Raw genomic sequence first — 17,994 nt, forward strand, 5'->3', positions numbered from 1 at the left:
GTCGCATCTCCCTGCGCGCCAGGTGAACCCGACGTCCGCACCCAAAGGCGTGTGCCATGAGATGCTTACCCGCCATTGCCATGGCACTGCTGCTCGTCTGCCCGACCACGCTGGGGCAGGCGGCCGCCGAGCCGTTGCCCGCGCCACCCGGTCTGCCCGCGTTGCCGGAGTTCCCCGGCCTGTTCCCGCCACCGCCGGACGGTGGTTCGCTGCTGCCCGGCGTGCAGAAGCTGATCGATCAGGTCATCCCGCCGCCGCCGATCGCACCCGCCCCCGAGTCGGCCACGCCCGGTTGGCAGGCCAGCAGCTTGGGACCGTCGGTGGTCGCCTTGCGCGACGCGTCGATGCCAGCGAATATCGGTGATCCGATGTTCGATGCCTGGCCTGCTGACCTGGCGGACCTGGCCCCGGGCCAGGTCATCGAGGTCAGGGACATCACCGCGACGGCCGCCCCGCTGATGCTGCTGCCGACCCAGCGCGCGCAACTGCTCAAGTACCGCACCACCGACGCGCACGGCGCGCCCTCCTTCGCGACCGCGACCCTGGTGGTGCCGAGCGCGGCCTGGCCGGGGCAGGGGCCTCGTCCGGTGGTGGTCAACAATCTGCCGATCGACGCACTCGGCCGCAGCTGCACGGCCGGATACACGCTGGCGCACGGCCTCAACCCCGACACCAGCGTCACCGATTTCATCCCGCCGACCAGCTACGTCGCGGCGCTGCGTGGCTACGCGGTGCTCATCCCGGATCACGAGGGCCCGCGGATGGCCTACGCCGAGCCGTTCGTCGCAGGCCATGCGGTGCTCGACGGCATCCGCGCGGTGCGCGGCCTGCTCCCGGCCGAGTTCGGCGCGAGCAAGTTCGGCATGGCGGGCTACTCCGGTGGCGCCATCGCCACGCACGGTGCGGTGAAGTTGATCGACGGGTACGCACCGGAATTGGCGGACGTCATCGTCGGCGCGGTGCTGGGCGGCGTGCCTGCGGACTACGAGATCCTGGCGCGCAGCATGAACGGCAACCTGGCCTCGGCGATCTTCATGGGCGCGGTGTTCGGCATCGGCCGGGAGCGCCCGGAGATCCTCGCACGCATGAACAATCTGGCGCAGTGGGTGGCGACCTCGCCGGTGAAGAACCTCTGCGGCAGCACCTTCGGCGCGATCGGTCTGCTCATGCTGCCGATCGATATAGCCGCCAATATCCCCGACCCGCTGCACTCCGAGGTCGCGTCCGAGATCTACCGAGTGACCAGGATGGCGGAGATGAAGTCGGGCACGCCGCTGTATATCTACAACGGCGAGCAGGAATTCTGGATCCCGGCCGAAGGTGCGCGCAATCTCTATCTCGAGCAATGCCGGCTCGGCGTCCCTTCGGTGTATCGCAGTGTCCTCGGCGAGCACATCATCGCCGGCGGGCTCGGTTATCCGGAAGCGATGCTATGGCTCGATGATCGGCTGCAAGGAGTACCCGCACCGAATGAGTGCTGACGATTTGCGGAACCCCGGCGCGTCGTCAAGCCCACTGAATTATTGCTGTTAGCGTTTGCCGCGTTTGTCGCGATCTATGACCGACCACAACCCTTTCACGATGTCGGTTGGGCGACGTCCGGACTTGCCGCCCGCGCGATTCGACTCTGCCGTGTTTCGGTATTGTGGGCCGGTCCGGGCGGGCTCGACGCCGGGACTTTTCGAAAGAGGCAGATGAACGACATCACGACCACCGCGTCCGAACAGGCCCTGGCCTTGGTGGGGCGGCACTACCGGATGACCGAGCACTACGAGGTAGGGCGCGAGAAGATCCGGGAATTCGCCCGTGCCGTACACGAGCGGCATCCGGCGCACTGGCACGAGGCGGCCGCCGCGGAGCTCGGCTACGACGCCCTGATCGCGCCGCTGACCTTCACCTCGATCGTGCTGATGTTGATGCAGCGCAAGATGTTCGAGTCGGTGCTCACCGCCTACGACATCGGCCAGGTGCTGCAGACCGAGCAGTCCATCGAGGTGCACCGTCCGGTGCTGGCCGGCGACCAGTTGCACTGCGTCTCCTACATCGAGTCGTTCCGGCAGTTCGGTGACAAAGACTTCATGGTGACCAAGAGCGTGCTCACCAACCAGCACAAGGAACTGCTGCAGATCGCGACCTCGACCGCCGTCGCGCAGACCGGCGTCGATATCGCCACCGAGCTGCGGTCCGCGGTCGACGGCGTCATCATGACCGGCCAGTCGACCGCCGACCGGCACGACGCCGCCACGCAGCGGACCTCGCTCGGCGAGGACGCGGGTGTGGTCGAGTGCTTCGACGAACCCGTGCGCACCGACCCGCTCGACCGCAAGCGGACCCCGCGCACCGTGCCGAGTTTCGACGAACTGTCCGTCGGCATGGAGCTGCCCGTGCACTCGATGCCGCTGTCGCGCGGCGACCTGGTGAATTACGCAGGCGTGTCCGGTGATTCGAATCCGATCCACTTCAGCGACGCGGTCGCGCGCAGTGCGGGCCTGCCGGACGTGGTGTCGCACGGGCTGCTGACGATGGGTCTCGGCGCGGGGTATCTGACCTCGTGGCTCGGCGATCCCGCCGCGGTCACCAGCTACGGCGTGCGGTTCGCCGGGTTCGCGCCGGTCGCGGCGACCAAGTCGAGTGCCATCGAATTCCGGGGCAAGATCAAGTCGCTCGACCCGGAACGGCGGACCGCGACCGTTGCCCTCACCGCCACCTGCGACGGCCGCAAGCTGTTCGGTCGCGCGACGGCCGAGGTCGCGCTGCGCTGATCCCGCGTCCTGAGCCGGTGCCTGTATCCATTGAGCTGGTGCTGTATCCATTCCGAGCCGACCCTGTATCGAGGGCCCAGAGCCGGGCACAGGGTCTTTGGTCAGTAGAAACAGACAAGCTTCGCATGGCAGACTCGATCTATGCGTCCTTCGGAGGTGCGTCAGTCGGCTGAATCCCCGCTGATCGGTGGGGCAGTTCCGACGGGCGCGCCGACGGTGCTGCGCATGATGCTCGGCAGCAGGCTGCGCAAACTCCGTGAGGCCTGCGGGATGACCCGCGAGGACGCGGGCGAGGCCATTCGCGGCTCGCACTCGAAGATCAGCAGGTTGGAGCTCGGCCGCACCGGTTTCCGGGTGCGGGATCTGACCGATCTGCTCGACCTCTACGGGGTCACCGACCCCACCGAGCGTGAGGAATTCCTGGAGCTGGCGCGGCAGGGCAATCAGTCGGGCTGGTGGCACCGCGACAACGACTGGCTACCCAAGTGGTACGACACCTACCTGGGTCTCGAACAGGCGGCAACGCTGGTTCGCGCCTATGAACCGCGCGCGGTGCCCGAACTCTTGCAGACCCCGGAGTACGCCCGCGCGCTGCTGTCGCTGGCCCACTCGGGCGAGCTACAGCCCGATATCGAGCGCCGGGTCGCGCTGCGCATGCGCCGCCAAGAGATTCTGGACCGGCCGCAGCCGCCGCAGCTCTGGGTGATCGTGGAGGAAGCGGCGTTGCGCAGGCCCATCGGCGGTTCCGCGGTGTGGAACGCGCAGATCAATCATCTGCTGAAGGTCGTCGAGAAGCGCAACATCACCGTCCAGGTGCTGGCCGACCATGTCGGCGGACCCGCGCTCGCCGACGGCGCGTTCACCATGCTCCGCTTCGCCGAGTCCGACCTGCCCGACATCGTCTATCTCCAGCAGCTCACCAGTGCGCTGTACCTGGACAAGCAGGCCGACGTGGACGCGTATCGCGCCGTGGCCAACCAACTTTCGGTGCACGCCGCGCCGCCGGAGTACACCGTCTCGCTGCTGGAAGCGCTGCGCCGCCGTCAGCCGCCGATCCTCGATCAGCCAGCCGGTACCCGCCGGGTCTGACGGCATTTCGTCACGTGATTCCGCTCGGCCGAAGTGGATTCGGCCGAGCCGAATTGGGCACCCGATACTCGAAAAGACTGGACGTTCGCGCTCTGTAGCGCGCTCGGCCGGGGTCGGTCCGAGTGACCCCGAAACCGAGTCCTCGCAGGGCGCGAAGTATTGTCCCACTGGGACAATAAGGTGGTAAAGTGACATTATGAGCGACACCGGTGTCGATCTCGATGGCCGCAGGCTGCGGACCAGGCGCAGCCGGGAAGCGCTGTCGCGTGCGGCCTTCGAGCTGCTCACCGAGCGGGGGCTCGGCGCGGTGGCCGTCGAGGACATCGCGGTGCGGGCCGGCGTCACCCGGCGCACCTTCAGTCGGCATTTCACGTCCATCGCGGAGGCGATCCTCGGCGATGTCGACCAAGACGTCCACCTGTTCAACGAGGCGCTGTGCCGCCGGCCGGCGGACGAATCGCCGCTGGTCGCCTACCGCAACGCGGTGCACGACTGGTTCGACGCCGAATACGGCGGCGAACGCGCCGCGCTGCTGGCCAGGCGCTGGGCGCTGTTCCAGCGCTTCGAGGAAGAACCCGAACTTTTCGCCGGATATCAGCGCATCCGCATCGAAGGTCAGCGAGAATCGGTGCGGATCATTGCCGCCCGGCTCGGCGTCGACCCGGAGCGGGACCTGCGCCCGGCCACCGCGGTGGCCGCGGGTGCGGGCCTGCTGATCTCGGCCTTGCAGACCTGGGCCGCCGGCGACGATCCGAGCGGCCTGCCCGACCTCATCGAGGGATATTTCGACACACTCGTCGCACTCACCACCGAATTCCGGACCGAGGAGTCACCATCATGACCACAGGGTCGGTGAATATGTATCGCAGGACGTGCCGTCGCGTCGGACTGGACCGAAATCCCATGCGGCGCAGAGAAGACCGCGTGCAGACCATGGTGGGGGTAGCCCTGGCGCTGGTGTTCCTGATACTCGTTCCGGTGCTGGTGATGACGGTGGGCGCGCGGGTCTATCACACTGAAACCGCTGTGGTGCAGGCGAAAACGGCACAGCTGCAGCGGATCGAGGCGACGGTGACCGAGACCGGCAAGGCGCCGCTGTACGCGCCGATCATGCCCGCCAAGGTCCGGTGGACCGACGCCGACGGCGTGGTGCACAACGAGGACTACCAATCGACCACCGTCGTGCAACCCGGTCAGGCCGTGACCATTTGGCGCAACAGCGCGGGCAAGATCGTCGAACCGCCGTCGCCGAGCCAGGCGCTCAGCAAGGCGGTGCTGTTCACCACCGGCGCGGTGCTCGGCACCATGGCCGTGGCGGCCGGCTGCTACTGCACGCTGCGCAGCAGCCTCGACCGCAGGCGGCTGCGGATGTGGGAAATGGAGTGGGCGACAGCGGATCTGCGCTGGGGTAGCCACAGCTGACTCGAATACGTCACTGGCAGCGTCCGGTCGCGTTGTGACACAACGCAACCGGACGTGCTCGACTACACCGGCAAGAGGCTGTGCTTGCGCGGATTCGGCTTGGCGGTGTTCTTGTCGCGCAGCAACCGCAGGGCCTTACGAATCTCCAGCCGCGTCTGCGACGGTTCGATAACCGCGTCGATGTAGCCGCGTTCGGCGGCGATCCACGGCGTGGCCATGGTGGCGTTGTAGAAGTCGATCATCTGCTGGCGCACCGTCGCCCGCTGATCGACCGGGGCGGCCTCGAGCTGCCTGCGGCCGACGATGCCGACCATGCTCTCGGCGCCCATCACCGCGATCCGGGCGGTCGGCCAGGCCAGGCTGATATCGGCGCCGAGCTGCTTGCAGCCCATCACCGCGTAGCCGCCGCCGTAGGCCTTGCGGGTCACCACCGTCACGATCGGCACGGTCGCCTCGATGACCGCGCGGAAGAAGCGGCCGCCGCGCTTGATCACCCCGCTGCGCTCCTCCTCGATGCCCGGCAGCACGCCGGGGGTGTCGACCACGAACACGAGGGGCAGCCCGTAGGCGTCGCACAGGCGGATGAAATGGGTGGCCTTGTCCGAGCACTGCGCGTCGAGCGCGCCGCCGAGCACCTGCGGCTGATTGGCGACGACGCCGACGCTGCGGCCGTCGACCCTGGCGAAACCGGTGATCAGGTTCTGCGCGGTGGCCGCGCCCATCTCGTGGAAGTCGCCGTCGTCGAAGATCCGCACGAGGATCTCGTGCATGTCGTAGCCGACCTTGTCCGAATCCGGGATGATCGAATTCAGTTCCAGGTCGTGGCTGGTCACCTCCGGCTCCAGGCCGGGGTTCACCACCGGCGGCAGCTCCAGGCAGCTCGACGGCAGGAAGCTCAGGTAGCTGCGCACCCAGTCGAAGGCGGCCTGCTCGTCGGGCGCGACATGGTGCACCGTGCCGTTGCGGGCCAGCGCCGCGGCGCCGCCCAGCTCGTCCGCGGCTCACGTCGGCGCCGGTCACCTCCCTGGTGACCTCGGGGCCGGTGACGAACATGTACGACTTCTCGGTGGCGACCAGCACGTCCATATTGACCGGGCCGTACACCGAACCGGCCGCGCACTTGCCGAGCATGATGGCCACCTGCGGCACATAGCCGGACATGTCGCCCTGGCGCCGGCACATCAGGGCGTACCAGGCCAGTGAGGTGACCGCGTCCTGGATACGGGCGCCGCCGGAGTCGTTGATCGCCACCACCGGGCAGGCGTTCTCGTAGGCGAACTCCATCGCGGTGGCGACCTTGCGGCCGAACATCTCACCGACCGAACCGCCGTGCACGGTCTGATCGTGCGCGATCACCACGACGGGCCTGCCGTCGATGCGGCCGCGGCCGGTCACCACGCCGTCGCCGTACATGGCGCCCGGTTGCGCCGTTTGGCGCATCAGCGCGCCGATCTCCACGAAGCTGCCCGGGTCGAGCAGCGCGCGCACCCGCTCCCGTGCGCTCGGGATGCCTTTGGTCTTGCGTTTCGCGATGCCGGTTTCGCCGGCGGGTTCCTCAGCGAGCTCCAGGATCCCCCGCAGCTCTTCCAGCTTCTCTCGCGTACCGGTCATAGGTAGTGTTTTGCCCTTCGAAACTCTGCAGCGTCGCCGTACGGGGGCGCAGCGCTCGATGTTATCCGTGGTGAGAGCTACTGCACAGTTGTTCGTCACATCCGATGGGACAGCTCACAGGTTTGGCCGGCCCGCTCGCGGTGTATGGGACACCCCGCTCTGCCTGCGGAGGGCACGGTGTTTGTGCAAGTTACCAGTCTGCGCGGGCCCCGCCGATGAGTGGTCCCGAGGTTCGCGCGGATGTCTGTTCGGAGACCCCCGGGTGACGTTAAGGTGACGCCGACGCAGCGCCGGAATGCGCGGTCGGCGCTGCGTCACACATTCTTTGGTGCGCGCAACCGCCTTGCGGTGGAAAAACCCCGGTGGGCCGAACGCGCGGTCGCCGCCGAAATCATGCCCGGGTGGTCGGTGAGCTGTGCCGAAAATCACTCGGCGGCTTGTGAATTCGCCCAATGAGTGGCGAGATCACTGATGAGATCCCCGATTTCGCGCTCGTATCCCGATTTGATCACGATCCGGCGCTAGCCTTCATGAGTCATGACGGCAATGCAGGTGAGTTCGAGTTCCGCGAGTTTGGCGTCGAAACTGCTCGACTACTTAGCCGGGCACGCGGGCGCCGGTCTGCCGGGCGAGGTCACGGCCACCACCCGAGATTGTGTGGTCGCCGCGATGAAGCTGCTCGCGCCGCGGACGCCGCTGCGGGTGGCCGAGCCGCCCGAAATCGCGGGTGCCGCAACGCGTTGGGCGCGTGAAGGGGTCGCACTGGAAACCGTGCTGGCCGCGTATCACGACGAAATTCGCGCCGGGCTGGAATTCGTTGCGGCGGACACCGAGGGCGACGACGTCGTCGCGGGAGCCCAGCTGATCTTGCGCGTGCTGGAAATGGTGACGCTCAAAGCGTCGACCGCCTATGTCGACGAACATCGGCTGGTGGCCAGGGAACACCAAACCGCGGCACAGACTTTGGTGTCGGCCTTGCTCGGCGGCCATGCGATGGGCGACCTGGCGATGCAGACCGGGATCGCGATCGCACCGGCGTATCAGGTGGTGGCGCTGAGTATTCCGGCCCATCCCGAGGAGCGAAGACCCGGCCTCGGGGCCGCCGCGGCCCGGCGCAAATTGCGCCGGGTGCAGTCCGCGCTGGCCAAACCGCTGGGCTCCCGGGCCTTGTCGCTGCTGTCCGCGGCGGGCGGCACCGTGCTCGTGCCCACCGATGTCCGGCCCGCCCGCATCGGCTCGCCCGCGATGACCGCCGAGGTGCTCGCCATGCTGAGCGACGCCGCCGAGGTGCCGCTGACCGCGGTGGTCGCCGTCGGCGCCACCGCGCGCATTCCCGAACTCGCCGCGCGCACCCACGATCTGCTGGACCGTATCCGCGGCGCGGATCGGGCGCCCGGGTTCTACCGGGTGGCCGAGCCGCAGGAATCGCCCGATTGTGACCCGGCCCAGCCGGTCCCGATTCCCGTCGTCACCTCGCCCAACGATCATGAAATCGGTCGTTCCGCTTGATGTCTCGCCTTTAGGGTCGAATTCCGCCGCGCCGAGCATAAGGAGTCCGTGTGACCACCGCGTTGACCGATCGCGATATTCTGTGTGAACTGGAACCCGTCGCCGAACGTTTGCTCAATGACCACATTCGCAAAGCCAAGGCGTGGAATCCACACGATTACGTGCCGTGGGACGACGGCCGTAATTTCGCCGCCATGGGCGGAATAGACTGGGAGCCCGGTCAATCGAGGCTGACCGAGGTGGCCAGGACCGCCATGGTGACCAACCTGCTCACCGAGGACAATCTGCCGTCCTATCACCGGGAGATCTCGGAAACCTTCTCGCTGGACGGCGCCTGGGGCACCTGGGTCGGTCGCTGGACCGCCGAGGAGAATCGCCACGCCATAGTCATGCGCGACTATTTGGTGGTCACCCGCGCGGTCGATCCGGTGCTGCTGGAGCAGGCCAGGATGGCGCATATGACCACGGGTATCGCGAAACCCGTGAAGGGCCAGCAGTTCCTGCGTTCGGTCGCCTATGTCACGCTGCAGGAATTGGCCACCAGAATAAGCCATCGCAACACCGGAACCGCATGCGATGAACCCATCGCCGAGCGTATGCTGCAACGGATTGCCGCCGACGAAAATCTGCACATGATCTTTTATCGCAACATCAGCGCCGCGGCTCTCGACCTGATGCCGAACGAGACGCTGCGTGCCATCACCGACGTCGTCACGCGCTTCCAGATGCCCGGCCTCACCCAGCCGAACTTCCGCCGCAACGCGGTCGTGCTCGCCAAACACGGCATCTACGACCTGCGTCAGCACCTCGACGTCGTGGTGCGGCCGGTGTTGCGGGCGTGGGATGTGTTCGAGCGCACCGACCTATCCGGCGACGGTGAACAAGCCCGCGACGAGCTCGGCGCCTACCTCGACGAATTGGCCGAGAAGGCAACACGATTCGAAGAACAGCGCGACCGGGTGGCGGCCAGACAGGCAGAACGAGCCGCCGCGAAACCATGAGACTCCGGGGCCCGATCAGCGCGGCGGCGATGGCAGTCATCGCCGCGACGGTCGCTGTGCCCGCGGTGGCCGACACTCCGGGCGTGGCGAGCGCGCCGCCGCCCGCCGTCGACCCGGCGATGACCAGGACCGGGCTGCTCTCGATCGACAGCGTTGGCCCGCAGCGCGAGCGGCTGCGGATTTCGTCCGCGGCCATGCGGCGGGTGATCGAGGTCGACGTGCTGCGCGGCACCGGCACGGCACCGCGCCCCACGTTGTACCTGCTCGACGGCGTCGACGGCGAGGCCACCTCGGGCTGGCTGAGCAAGGGTGGCGCGGCGGAGTTCTTCGCGGACAAGCCGGTGGACGCGGTGCTGACCGGCGGCGGCACCGGCAGCATGTACAGCGACTGGGTCCGGCACGACACCGCCCTCGGCCTGAACCGGTGGGAAACCTTCCTCACCGAGGAACTGCCGCCGATCGTGGAGTCGCTGCTACGGTCCAGCGGCCGCCGCGCCATCGCCGGGGTCTCGATGGGCGCGCAGGCGGCCATGATGCTGGCACAACGGCATCCGGGGCGCTACCACGCCGTGGCGGGCATGAGCGGGTGCTATTCGACGGCGGATCCCTTGGGGCGCGCCGTCACCACGATCACCGTCGCCTCGCGCGGCGGCAATGTCGAAAACCTCTGGGGCCCACCGACATCACCGGAGTGGGCGGCACACGACAGCCTGCTCGGCGCGGAAGCGTTGCGCGGCACCGCCATCTACCTCTCGGCCGCCACCGGCGTGCCGACCGGCGCCGATCTGGTGGCCATCGCGGAGTCGTCCACCCTCGTCGAGGCGTTGCGGCTGGCGGGCGGCGGCGCGGCGCTGGAAGCTGGCGCCCGCTCGTGCACCGAGCGGTTCGCCGGACGGCTGACCGAGCTGAACATCCCCGCCGCCGTGCACTACGACACCGCGGGCATGCACACCTGGCCCGACTTCGAAGCCCAACTCCCGAAGGCATGGGAATTCCTGACCCCCGCCCTCTACTGACGCTGTTGCCGGGAGCCTTCTCGGTCCCGCACTGCTTACGGGCGCTCAGAGTCGGTGCGGGCCCCGAGAGAGAGTGCGGCTGTGCTGTGGACGCATGGAATCAGCGGGCGGTTGTTGCGTTGACAAAGGTATGACCTCGGCACTTCCCTCCGTCCGGTTCTCGATCCTGGACCGCTCGCGCGTTCGGCGCGGTCAGCCGCACCCTGCGGCATTGCGCGACACGGTCGAGTTCGCCAGGCTCGCCGAGGAGTGGGGGTATCACCGCTTCTGGGTGTCCGAGCACCACAGCGTGCCCGGTGTGGCCGGGTCGGCGCCGACGGTGCTCGCCGCGGCGGCCGCGGCGGCGACCGAACGCATCCGGATCGGGACCGGCGGGGTGATGTTGCCCAACCATCAGCCGCTGATCGTCGCCGAACAGTTCGGCGTGCTGGAGTCGCTGTATCCGGGCCGGATCGACATGGGCCTCGGCCGCTCGGTCGGCTTCACCGACGGGGTGCGCCGCGCGCTCGGCCACGACAAGCGCGACGCCGAGGATTTCGACGCCCAGCTGACCGAGCTGCTCGACTACTTCGACCACGGTCGCAACGGCGTGCACGGCTGGCCCGCCGAGGGCTTGCGGATTCCGGCGTTCCTGCTGGCCACCGGCTCCGGGGCGGAGCGGGCCGCGCGGTTCGGGCTGCCGCTGGTGATCGCGGCGGTGGGCGGACAGGACCGGATGGTCGAGGCGATCGAGCGCTACCGGGCCGAGTTCCGCGCCACCGCCTGGGGCACGAGCCCGTACGTCATGGTGTCGGGGTCGGTCGCCATCGCCGATACCACCGAGCAGGCGCACCGGCTGCTGCTGCCCGAGGCGTGGTCGAACGCGTATTCGCGGACCCGCGGCGAATTCCCGACGCTGATCCCGCCCGCCGAGATCGAGGCGATGACCATGACGGACCGGGAACGGCGCATCTTCGAGGACTCGCTGCGCGGTCAGGTGCACGGCACCGAGGACGAGGTCGCCGATCAGTTGGAGCGGCTGGTGCTCAGTACCGGCGCCGACGAAATCCTGGTGCACACAAGCACTTACGATCGGTCGGCCCGGCTGGAGTCGCATCGCCGGCTCGCGCGACTCACCGGATTGCTCGGCTCGGCGAGCGCCGCTCGCGCAACCTCGGCGGTGTAGCCCACGGCTCATTCATTTAGGGGGAAGCGGACTTCCGCGGCGGCGTAGCCGAACAGTTTGCGACCGTCGGACCGTGCGTCGATCGCGATGGTGGCCCGGCGACGGCGCGGATCGAGGGATGTGATTCGGCCGCGGAACTCGATAGCGCTCGTCGCGCGCGTCGGTACCCGCAGCGAGTGCGCGAAGTGGGCGAACTGCGCGCGAAACCTGCTGACAGCGGACGGATCTCCGAGCCAGGAACTCAGAAAGCCCGCTGCCAGACCGAGTTTCAGCATGCCGGGGGCGACCACCGACGGCAGCCCGGTCGCGGTCCGTTCGTCGTAGGTGGCCGACTCGGCGTCACCTACCGCCTTCGCGTAATTCACCACGTCACCGCGCGAGAGATGCACAATGTGCGAAGGAAGTTCGGTGCCGACGGCGAGCGTGTCGAAATCGATGACGGTACGGGGTATCCGTGGCGCACACGGCGGGGCTACGCGGGCCGCGGCCACCGGGACGAGGTTGCCGGGCTTCGGACCAGGCCGGATAGGGGAGTAGCCCTGCACCGACTCGGCGAGCCCGGTCCTGGCGAGCAGTGCGGTCGAACCGGTCTGCACGGTCTCCCCGTGCTGATCGATCAGCACGCTCTTGATCGCCAGCACGTCGTAGTCGGCGAAATGCCGGAACGACTCGAAATAGATGTCACAGCTCAGCCGATCGCCCGCGACCAGCGGCCTGCCGAGATCGAGAACCTGGTCCGCGTGCAGAATCCGGGTCGGCGGATAACCCGTGATCAAGGTGTCCAGTATTTCCCGCTGCACCCGGCTCAGGATCATCGAGGACAGCGTGGCCGGCGCGAGCAGTCCGGCGAAACCGAGCTCGGCGGCCGCGTCCGCGCTCCAGTGCGCCGGGTGGTAATCCTGTACCGCGCGGGCGAATTCGCGGATCGTCGCCCGGTCGATCGCGTAGGCGGCCGCCGACCGGTACCGGTGGTTCACCAGGGCACCGACCTGGTCGGACGGTGTGACGGAAAGGTCGCGCATCATTTGCTCCTGCCTTATGAACCGGGACCGAATTGCCATGCCAGCGGCGGTATCTGATCAGGTGTCACCGTGCCGACCACGGCTACGCCCGCGTCGGTGAAGGTGCCGACGGCTCGGTCGATATGGTCGGCCGAGGTGACCACCACCGCGTCCCGCGCACCGATCGTCCGCATGATCCGCGCGGAGTGTTCGGCGTTCTGCACGGTCGACGCCGCCTCCGGCTCCAGATGAATCCGCTCGGCGGCAATGCCGTGTGCGACGAACCAATCCGCCATCGCGCGCGCCTCGGTGATGCCGTTGTGTGGATTGCCGCCGGTGACGATGATCGGCGACGCCGGCGCGAGCAGCGCCTGGACGAAGCCGGCGTGCAGGCGGTCGATCAGCTCCGGGCGCATCGACCCGTCGGGCAGCAGGCCGTAGCCGAGCACCACGATCGCGGTCGCCGGACCGTGTAGCGCGGGAAGGGGTTCCGGCTCGGGTGGGACCAAGGCCCGCAGCATGTCCGGTAGTGCGCTGTCGGCCGAGCCGGTGCTGTCGGCCAGCGCGGCCGGAAAGTGGATGAGCGCGGCGGCGACGGCGACCGCGCCGAAGAGAGTGCGTACGGTGCGCCGTGCCGGGCACGACGGTCCGCGAAAAGGATTGGCGAACATGGGCAGCTCCGAGGATCAGCCGGCTGCGGACAGCGGGAAAAGGTTCACCCATGCTCGGCTATTCGGTCGGCTGCGCCGCACAATTCTTTTGTTGTCTGTAGACCTCACCGTCCGGCGCCGTCGCGGTTCGGAGAAAAGCACGTGCCTTTTGTGGGACCGCGGAAATATCGCGCCGCCACACTGTGACCATTCCTCATCGACTAATTTGCTCGGCCGGACTGTGCCGTATACCTAACCGCGACAGCGGCTTTGGTGAGCTGTCCAGTAACCGCGCTGTCCCGTCGGTCGGTGACCTTCCCGGTTTTAGCGTTGGCGCAGTTTCGGTGCCGCCGAACGGCATCCCCCTCGGCACTGCGACACCAATTCTTGCTCGACGTAGGAAGGCATGCAATGAAACGAAGTACCTTCGGCCGATCGTCGCTCGCGGCGGCGGTGCTGACCGGTGTCTCGGTGCTGATCATGGGCATCGCCGGGGTCGGCGCGAGCGCTGACCCGGCGGCCGCGGCGACCGAACAGTCTCTGGCCGATTACATCGCCGCGGGCCGGAAAGCGGCGCCGGTCGCCGAATCCGGCAGCGCGTCCGGCTCCGCCTGCAATTCCGGCAGCGGCGCGGGTTCGGGCAACGGCTCGGGGAACTGTTACGGCGGCTCGGGCAGCAGCTCCGGGTTGTCCGGTGGATACGCCAGCGACACAGTCGGTTACGGCCCGCCGATGACCTCCTGGCTGGCCGCCTTCGGCCACGGTTTGATGAACCCGGACGTCGCGCCGCCCGGCGCCAACGACTGGAACTGCAAGCCCACCGCCGCGCACCCACGCCCCGTGGTGATGCTGCACGGCACCTGGATGAACGCCTACAACGGCTACGCGTACATGGGTCAGCCGATCAAGGACGCCGGCTTCTGCACCTTCACCTTCAATTACGGCCGGTCCAACCTGGTCCAGGGCGGCGGTCTCGGCTCGGTGCTGCCCGGCGTGATGGGCACCGGCTACATCCAGGACTCCGCCGAGCAACTCGCCACCTTCGTCGACCGGGTGATCGCGGCGACCGGCGCCGACGAGGTCGACATCATGGCGCACTCGCAGGGTGGCGCGATGGCGAACTGGTACACCAAGTTCGAGGGCGGCGCGGACAAGGTGAAGAACCTGATCACCTACGGTGCCACGCATCACGGCACCTCCCTGGTCGGCATCGGCGCGCTGGGCCGGGCGATCAACAACTTCGGCATCGACATTCTCGGCTTCATCGAGATCTTCGTCGGGCACGCCGGTATCCAGCAGACGATCGGCTCCGATTTCGTCAACCAGCTGAATGCCAACGGCGACACCATTCCCGGCGTCGACTACACGATCGTCGGCACCCGCTACGACGAGATCACCAACCCGTACGACCTGACCTTCCTGCGGCCGGGACCGGGGGCCTCGGTACAGAACATCACCCTGCAGGACGGCTGCGAACAGGACGTTTCGGATCATTTGACGATCATGTACTCACCCCGCGCCCTGTCCATCGCGCTGCGGGCACTGGACCCGGCGGGCCACCCCAACCTGGCGTGCACATTCAACCCGTGGCTGATCGGCGGTGGCGGACAGCTGTAGCACCGCAACAAGACGTGCATCTCGGCGAACAGGTGGAACCCCAACCCTCCGAACCTGTTCCGACGGATGCGCCACCGTCACGCGACCGATGCGCACAGAACAGATTCTTCAACCCCGCCTCTCTGTTCCGTAGCGAATTTCGGCCCGTGGCGAAAGTGCCCACCGGATGGCGACCGCACGCGCCGCCCGGTGGGCACTGTGCTTTCACCGAATCTGCACCAGGTTTACCGAATCTGGATGAAATTTACGTGCCATTGGTCGCGTGGTTATATCCGCTCCATGAGTCGCTGTTTGCCTGTAGGTCGCACCGTCCGGCACGGGTTTGTTCGGGGTAGACGCCCCGGATCTTCCCGTGCCGGACTGTGCCGTTTCCGTGTATCCCGAACACTGCGCCCGACGCAGGAAGGCATGTCGATGAAACGAAAGACCCCCAGTCGATTATCGATGGCGGCGGCGCTGCTCGGCGTCTCCGCGCTCCTCATGGGTGTTGCGGGTGCGGGCGCGAACGCCGCACCGCCGGACGCGTCGATCGAGCAGCGCATCGCCGACCGGATCGACGCGAGCGGACCGGGCGCCGCCGTCGCCGATTACGGCTTCAGCGCGGGTCTCTCCGGCGGATTTGCCAGCGACACAGTCGGTTCCGGTCCGGTGCTGCCCGCCTGGCTGGCGGCCTTCGGCTACGGTCTCACCCACCCGGACGCCGCGCCGCCCGGCGCCAACGATTGGAACTGCAAGCCCACCGCAGCGCACCCGCGCCCGGTGGTGCTGCTGCACGGCACTTGGATGAACGCCTACAACAGCTTCGCGTTCATGAGCCAGCCGATCAAGGACGCCGGCTTCTGCACCTTCGCGTTCAACTACGGCCGCGCCGATCCGACGCAGGGCGGCGGCCTGCCGCCGCTGCTGCCGGGCGTGATGGGCACGGGCAACATCGAGATCTCGGCCAAGCAGCTGGCCACTTTCGTCGACCGGGTACTGGCCGCCACCGGCGCGCCCGCCGTCGACGTCATCGGGTATTCGCAGGGTGGCGCGATGGCGAACTGGTACACCAAGTTCGAGGGCGGCGCGGCCAAGGTGCAGAACCTGATCACCTACGGCGCAACGCATCACGGTTCGACCATCGACGGTATCGCCGCGCTCGGCCGGGCCATCAACAACATCGGTGCCGACATCGTGGGCGCCAGCTCGATCGTGGTCGGCCACGCGGTCGCCGAGCAGACCATCGGCTCGGACTTCGTCAACCAGCTCAATGCCAACGGCGACACCGTCCCCGGCGTCGATTACACCATCGTCGGCACCCGCTACGACGAGATCATGACCCCCTACAACCTGACCTTCCTGCGCCCGGGCCGGGACGCGTCGGTGCAGAACGTCACCCTCCAGGAGGGTTGCGAACAAGACCTCTCCGATCACCAGACGATGATGTACTCACCCCGCGCCCTGTCCATCGCCCTGCGTGCCCTGGACCCGGCCGGGCACCCGGATCTCGTCTGCACCTTCAACCCGTGGTTGATCGGCGGCGGCGGGCACCTCTGACGCCGACTCGGCGGCGCTCGGGCACTCGTGGGACACCCTGACCGCGATGTCACTCGCGGTGAGCGCTGCCGAGGTCTTCGTTGCCAGATGCTCGGCCCAGGACAACTCCTGTGCCAGGGCGATCGCGGAGTTCGTTGTGGTGCAGTGGAACTGAGCGGACGCCACGATGTCGTCCAGCGCGAAGATCACATCGACGGCGACCTTGCGGTGCACCGTGACGGTGATCGCCGCGATCGCCCGGCGCTCGACGCAATGCTTGACATCCACGGTGGCCAGCGGCAGGTCGCGCACCCGCGGGGTGCTGATGCCGACCACGTTGCCGTAGCGCCACCGGCGCGGCGACCGACCGCCCGACTGTCCGACGGCCTCGTGCACCGCGAGGATGAGATCGTCCAGCGCGAGGGCGGGGACGGTCACCTCATAGGTATAGCGACGGTTCACGATAGGTGCCCACACCTTCCGCGTGTGGTCGCGATGTGTCGCACCGGCGACCGAGTCCAGAACAAGCAATGCCCGAGAAGATCGAGGGCGCAACCGATTCGCACGACGGCAGGGTGCTTGCCGAGTGCCGTGGTCTGTTCCGTCCGCGAACCCTGACGATGTCACGATTTCGCATCGTTGTCTGTCGGTCAAATGTCCGACACCGTCGTCGGGGAGTAATGGAGGTTACCGGACCGCATCCACTGTTCGAATGACTTCGCTTCGACTATCGCGATGTTAGCGTCGAAGTGAGCGAAAGACAGTGGCGCAATGCGACTACAACTCATCCAGCGTGATCAAACCGTCCTGCAGGGCGCGGGCCACCAGCGCGGCTTTGGTGTTGGCCGCCCGGTCGACCGCCGCGTACTTGGCGCGGATGCGGGTGATGTGGGTGTTGACCGTACCGATCGACAGGTAGAGCTGCATGCCCACTTGGGTTTTGGAGTCGCACTTGACCCAGGCGACCAGTACTTCGAGTTCGCGCGCCGACAGGTGCGGGTCGCGCCACAAGGCGATCGGGTTCGGGGTCGGTTGAGATCGGGGATCCGGAACGATGGAGTGCATCTGTATTTCCCGCTTCGTGCAGTATCAAGTCGGCGCCGGTGCCGCACCTCCCCGAAGGTTGCAGACCAATAACCGATGTGCCCACTGAATATACGATCCGCGGTGGCTTCTGGGAATTCCCCAGCTTTCAGCCCGCAGGTCTGGGGTCTTGCTTCGCGTCGCGAACGAGTTGGCGATCGTCCAGGTCGGACCGTATCGCGCCGTCGGCCTGCACCTCGATGCGCAGTTCGCCGTTGTCGCGCAACAGAATCGAGGCGAGCGTCGCGCGGCCCGGCGGCAGTATCCGGGCCGTGACCGTGCCGCCGTCGGCATAGTCGAGCGCGTCGCGTAAGACGGTGCGCACCTGTTGTCGGAGGTCGGTGTCGACCTCGTCCAGCCCGCCGCCGTCGTCGAGCACCACCGTCACCCCGCGCTGGCGCGCGTAGCGTGCCGCGGTGCCGACCGAGCCATCGATCATCAGACCACCCAGGATGTCGTCGCGCAACTCCGCCTCGACCAGCTTGCACTCGGCCTGCTCCGGTGCGGTGAGTTCGCGCCCGGACGCGATGATCTCGAGCAGCGGCCGTGCGGC

General features: G+C 67.5%; 15 protein-coding genes and 2 pseudogenes. 11 read left to right on the forward strand and 6 right to left on the reverse strand.

Going from position 1 to position 17,994, the window contains the following annotated elements:
- Positions 1–56 precede the first annotated feature (56 nt).
- The 5 genes from NN4_RS30055 (at position 57) to NN4_RS30075 (ending at position 5,273) form a co-directional block, all read left to right on the forward strand.
- Positions 57–1,481: a lipase family protein gene (locus NN4_RS30055; RefSeq protein ID WP_246181163.1), complete on the forward strand. Its 1,425-nt coding sequence runs from the start codon at positions 57–59 to the stop codon at positions 1,479–1,481.
- Between the two features lie 213 nt (positions 1,482–1,694).
- Complete coding sequence (locus tag NN4_RS30060) at positions 1,695–2,762, forward strand: fused (3R)-hydroxyacyl-ACP dehydratase subunits HadA/HadB (protein ID WP_147138591.1); 1,068 nt, start codon at positions 1,695–1,697, stop codon at positions 2,760–2,762.
- A gap of 141 nt (positions 2,763–2,903) precedes the next feature.
- A complete protein-coding gene (locus tag NN4_RS30065) occupies positions 2,904–3,851 on the forward strand; it encodes a Sco1979 family transcriptional regulator (RefSeq protein WP_147138593.1) in 948 nt (315 codons plus the stop codon).
- A gap of 196 nt (positions 3,852–4,047) precedes the next feature.
- On the forward strand, positions 4,048–4,692 hold the full coding sequence (locus NN4_RS30070) for a TetR/AcrR family transcriptional regulator (RefSeq protein WP_147138594.1): 645 nt from the start codon (positions 4,048–4,050) through the stop codon (positions 4,690–4,692).
- Positions 4,689–5,273, forward strand: a complete 585-nt coding sequence (locus NN4_RS30075) for an Rv1733c family protein (protein WP_147138596.1) — start codon at positions 4,689–4,691, stop codon at positions 5,271–5,273. The genes NN4_RS30070 and NN4_RS30075 overlap by 4 nt, the downstream gene beginning before the upstream one ends.
- Positions 5,274–5,335: 62 nt before the next feature.
- Here the strand turns inward: NN4_RS30075 and NN4_RS30080 are convergent.
- Positions 5,336–6,884, reverse strand: a pseudogene (locus NN4_RS30080) (acyl-CoA carboxylase subunit beta).
- Between the two features lie 537 nt (positions 6,885–7,421).
- Here NN4_RS30080 and NN4_RS30085 point away from each other — a divergent pair.
- The 4 genes from NN4_RS30085 (at position 7,422) to NN4_RS30100 (ending at position 11,575) form a co-directional block, all read left to right on the forward strand.
- The gene (locus NN4_RS30085) at positions 7,422–8,393 is read left to right on the forward strand and encodes an RsbRD N-terminal domain-containing protein (protein WP_246181164.1); all 972 of its coding nucleotides are present in this window, start codon (positions 7,422–7,424) and stop codon (positions 8,391–8,393) included.
- A 50-nt stretch (positions 8,394–8,443) separates the two neighbouring features.
- A complete protein-coding gene (locus NN4_RS30090; protein ID WP_147138599.1) occupies positions 8,444–9,394 on the forward strand; it encodes an acyl-ACP desaturase in 951 nt (316 codons plus the stop codon).
- Positions 9,391–10,410: an alpha/beta hydrolase gene (locus NN4_RS30095; protein WP_147138600.1), complete on the forward strand. Its 1,020-nt coding sequence runs from the start codon at positions 9,391–9,393 to the stop codon at positions 10,408–10,410. Before NN4_RS30090 ends, NN4_RS30095 begins: the two co-directional genes overlap by 4 nt.
- Positions 10,411–10,540: 130 nt before the next feature.
- Positions 10,541–11,575, forward strand: coding sequence for an LLM class flavin-dependent oxidoreductase (locus tag NN4_RS30100; RefSeq protein ID WP_147138602.1), 1,035 nt, complete (start codon positions 10,541–10,543; stop codon positions 11,573–11,575).
- Positions 11,576–11,583: 8 nt separating this feature from the next.
- On the opposite strand, the gene NN4_RS30105 is transcribed toward NN4_RS30100, so the two are convergent.
- Both NN4_RS30105 and NN4_RS30110 read right to left on the reverse strand, forming a co-directional pair.
- A complete protein-coding gene (locus NN4_RS30105; RefSeq protein ID WP_186818703.1) occupies positions 11,584–12,597 on the reverse strand; it encodes a fused (3R)-hydroxyacyl-ACP dehydratase subunits HadA/HadB in 1,014 nt (337 codons plus the stop codon).
- A gap of 14 nt (positions 12,598–12,611) precedes the next feature.
- The gene (locus NN4_RS30110; protein ID WP_147138607.1) at positions 12,612–13,247 is read right to left on the reverse strand and encodes a YdcF family protein; all 636 of its coding nucleotides are present in this window, start codon (positions 13,245–13,247) and stop codon (positions 12,612–12,614) included.
- A gap of 390 nt (positions 13,248–13,637) precedes the next feature.
- Between NN4_RS30110 and NN4_RS30115 the strand changes: the two genes are divergently transcribed.
- Both NN4_RS30115 and NN4_RS30120 read left to right on the forward strand, forming a co-directional pair.
- Positions 13,638–14,843, forward strand: coding sequence for an esterase/lipase family protein (locus NN4_RS30115; protein ID WP_147138609.1), 1,206 nt, complete (start codon positions 13,638–13,640; stop codon positions 14,841–14,843).
- A 414-nt stretch (positions 14,844–15,257) separates the two neighbouring features.
- Positions 15,258–16,379 carry an esterase/lipase family protein gene (locus NN4_RS30120; protein WP_147138611.1) on the forward strand — a complete coding sequence of 374 codons (1,122 nt, stop codon included), beginning with the start codon at positions 15,258–15,260 and terminating at the stop codon, positions 16,377–16,379.
- Here NN4_RS30120 and NN4_RS30125 read toward each other — a convergent pair.
- The 3 genes and pseudogenes from NN4_RS30125 to NN4_RS45255 all read right to left on the reverse strand — a co-directional run.
- Positions 16,272–16,820: a hypothetical protein gene (locus NN4_RS30125; RefSeq protein WP_147138614.1), complete on the reverse strand. Its 549-nt coding sequence runs from the start codon at positions 16,818–16,820 to the stop codon at positions 16,272–16,274. The genes NN4_RS30120 and NN4_RS30125 overlap by 108 nt on opposite strands.
- Positions 16,821–17,135: 315 nt before the next feature.
- Positions 17,136–17,423, reverse strand: coding sequence for a response regulator transcription factor (locus NN4_RS30130; RefSeq protein ID WP_135230881.1), 288 nt, complete (start codon positions 17,421–17,423; stop codon positions 17,136–17,138).
- Between the two features lie 127 nt (positions 17,424–17,550).
- Positions 17,551–17,994: pseudogene (locus tag NN4_RS45255) on the reverse strand (hypothetical protein); the annotation flags it as partial.

Origin of the sequence: Nocardia ninae NBRC 108245 (assembly GCF_007990755.1) — a bacterium.
Taxonomy (GTDB): domain Bacteria; phylum Actinomycetota; class Actinomycetes; order Mycobacteriales; family Mycobacteriaceae; genus Nocardia; species Nocardia ninae.

Excerpts from the sequence above, each read along its gene's own strand:
- NN4_RS30055 (WP_246181163.1), top strand. The coding sequence starts at position 57 with ATGAGATGCTTACCCGCCATTGCCATGGCACTGCTGCTCGTCTGCCCG.
- NN4_RS30060 (WP_147138591.1), top strand. The coding sequence starts at position 1,695 with ATGAACGACATCACGACCACCGCGTCCGAACAGGCCCTGGCCTTGGTG.
- NN4_RS30065 (WP_147138593.1), top strand. The coding sequence starts at position 2,904 with ATGCGTCCTTCGGAGGTGCGTCAGTCGGCTGAATCCCCGCTGATCGGT.
- NN4_RS30070 (WP_147138594.1), top strand. The coding sequence starts at position 4,048 with ATGAGCGACACCGGTGTCGATCTCGATGGCCGCAGGCTGCGGACCAGG.
- NN4_RS30075 (WP_147138596.1), top strand. The coding sequence starts at position 4,689 with ATGACCACAGGGTCGGTGAATATGTATCGCAGGACGTGCCGTCGCGTC.
- NN4_RS30085 (WP_246181164.1), top strand. The coding sequence starts at position 7,422 with ATGACGGCAATGCAGGTGAGTTCGAGTTCCGCGAGTTTGGCGTCGAAA.
- NN4_RS30095 (WP_147138600.1), top strand. The coding sequence starts at position 9,391 with ATGAGACTCCGGGGCCCGATCAGCGCGGCGGCGATGGCAGTCATCGCC.
- NN4_RS30100 (WP_147138602.1), top strand. The coding sequence starts at position 10,541 with ATGACCTCGGCACTTCCCTCCGTCCGGTTCTCGATCCTGGACCGCTCG.
- NN4_RS30105 (WP_186818703.1), bottom strand. The coding sequence starts at position 12,597 with ATGCGCGACCTTTCCGTCACACCGTCCGACCAGGTCGGTGCCCTGGTG.
- NN4_RS30110 (WP_147138607.1), bottom strand. The coding sequence starts at position 13,247 with ATGTTCGCCAATCCTTTTCGCGGACCGTCGTGCCCGGCACGGCGCACC.
- NN4_RS30115 (WP_147138609.1), top strand. The coding sequence starts at position 13,638 with ATGAAACGAAGTACCTTCGGCCGATCGTCGCTCGCGGCGGCGGTGCTG.
- NN4_RS30120 (WP_147138611.1), top strand. The coding sequence starts at position 15,258 with ATGAAACGAAAGACCCCCAGTCGATTATCGATGGCGGCGGCGCTGCTC.
- NN4_RS30130 (WP_135230881.1), bottom strand. The coding sequence starts at position 17,423 with ATGCACTCCATCGTTCCGGATCCCCGATCTCAACCGACCCCGAACCCG.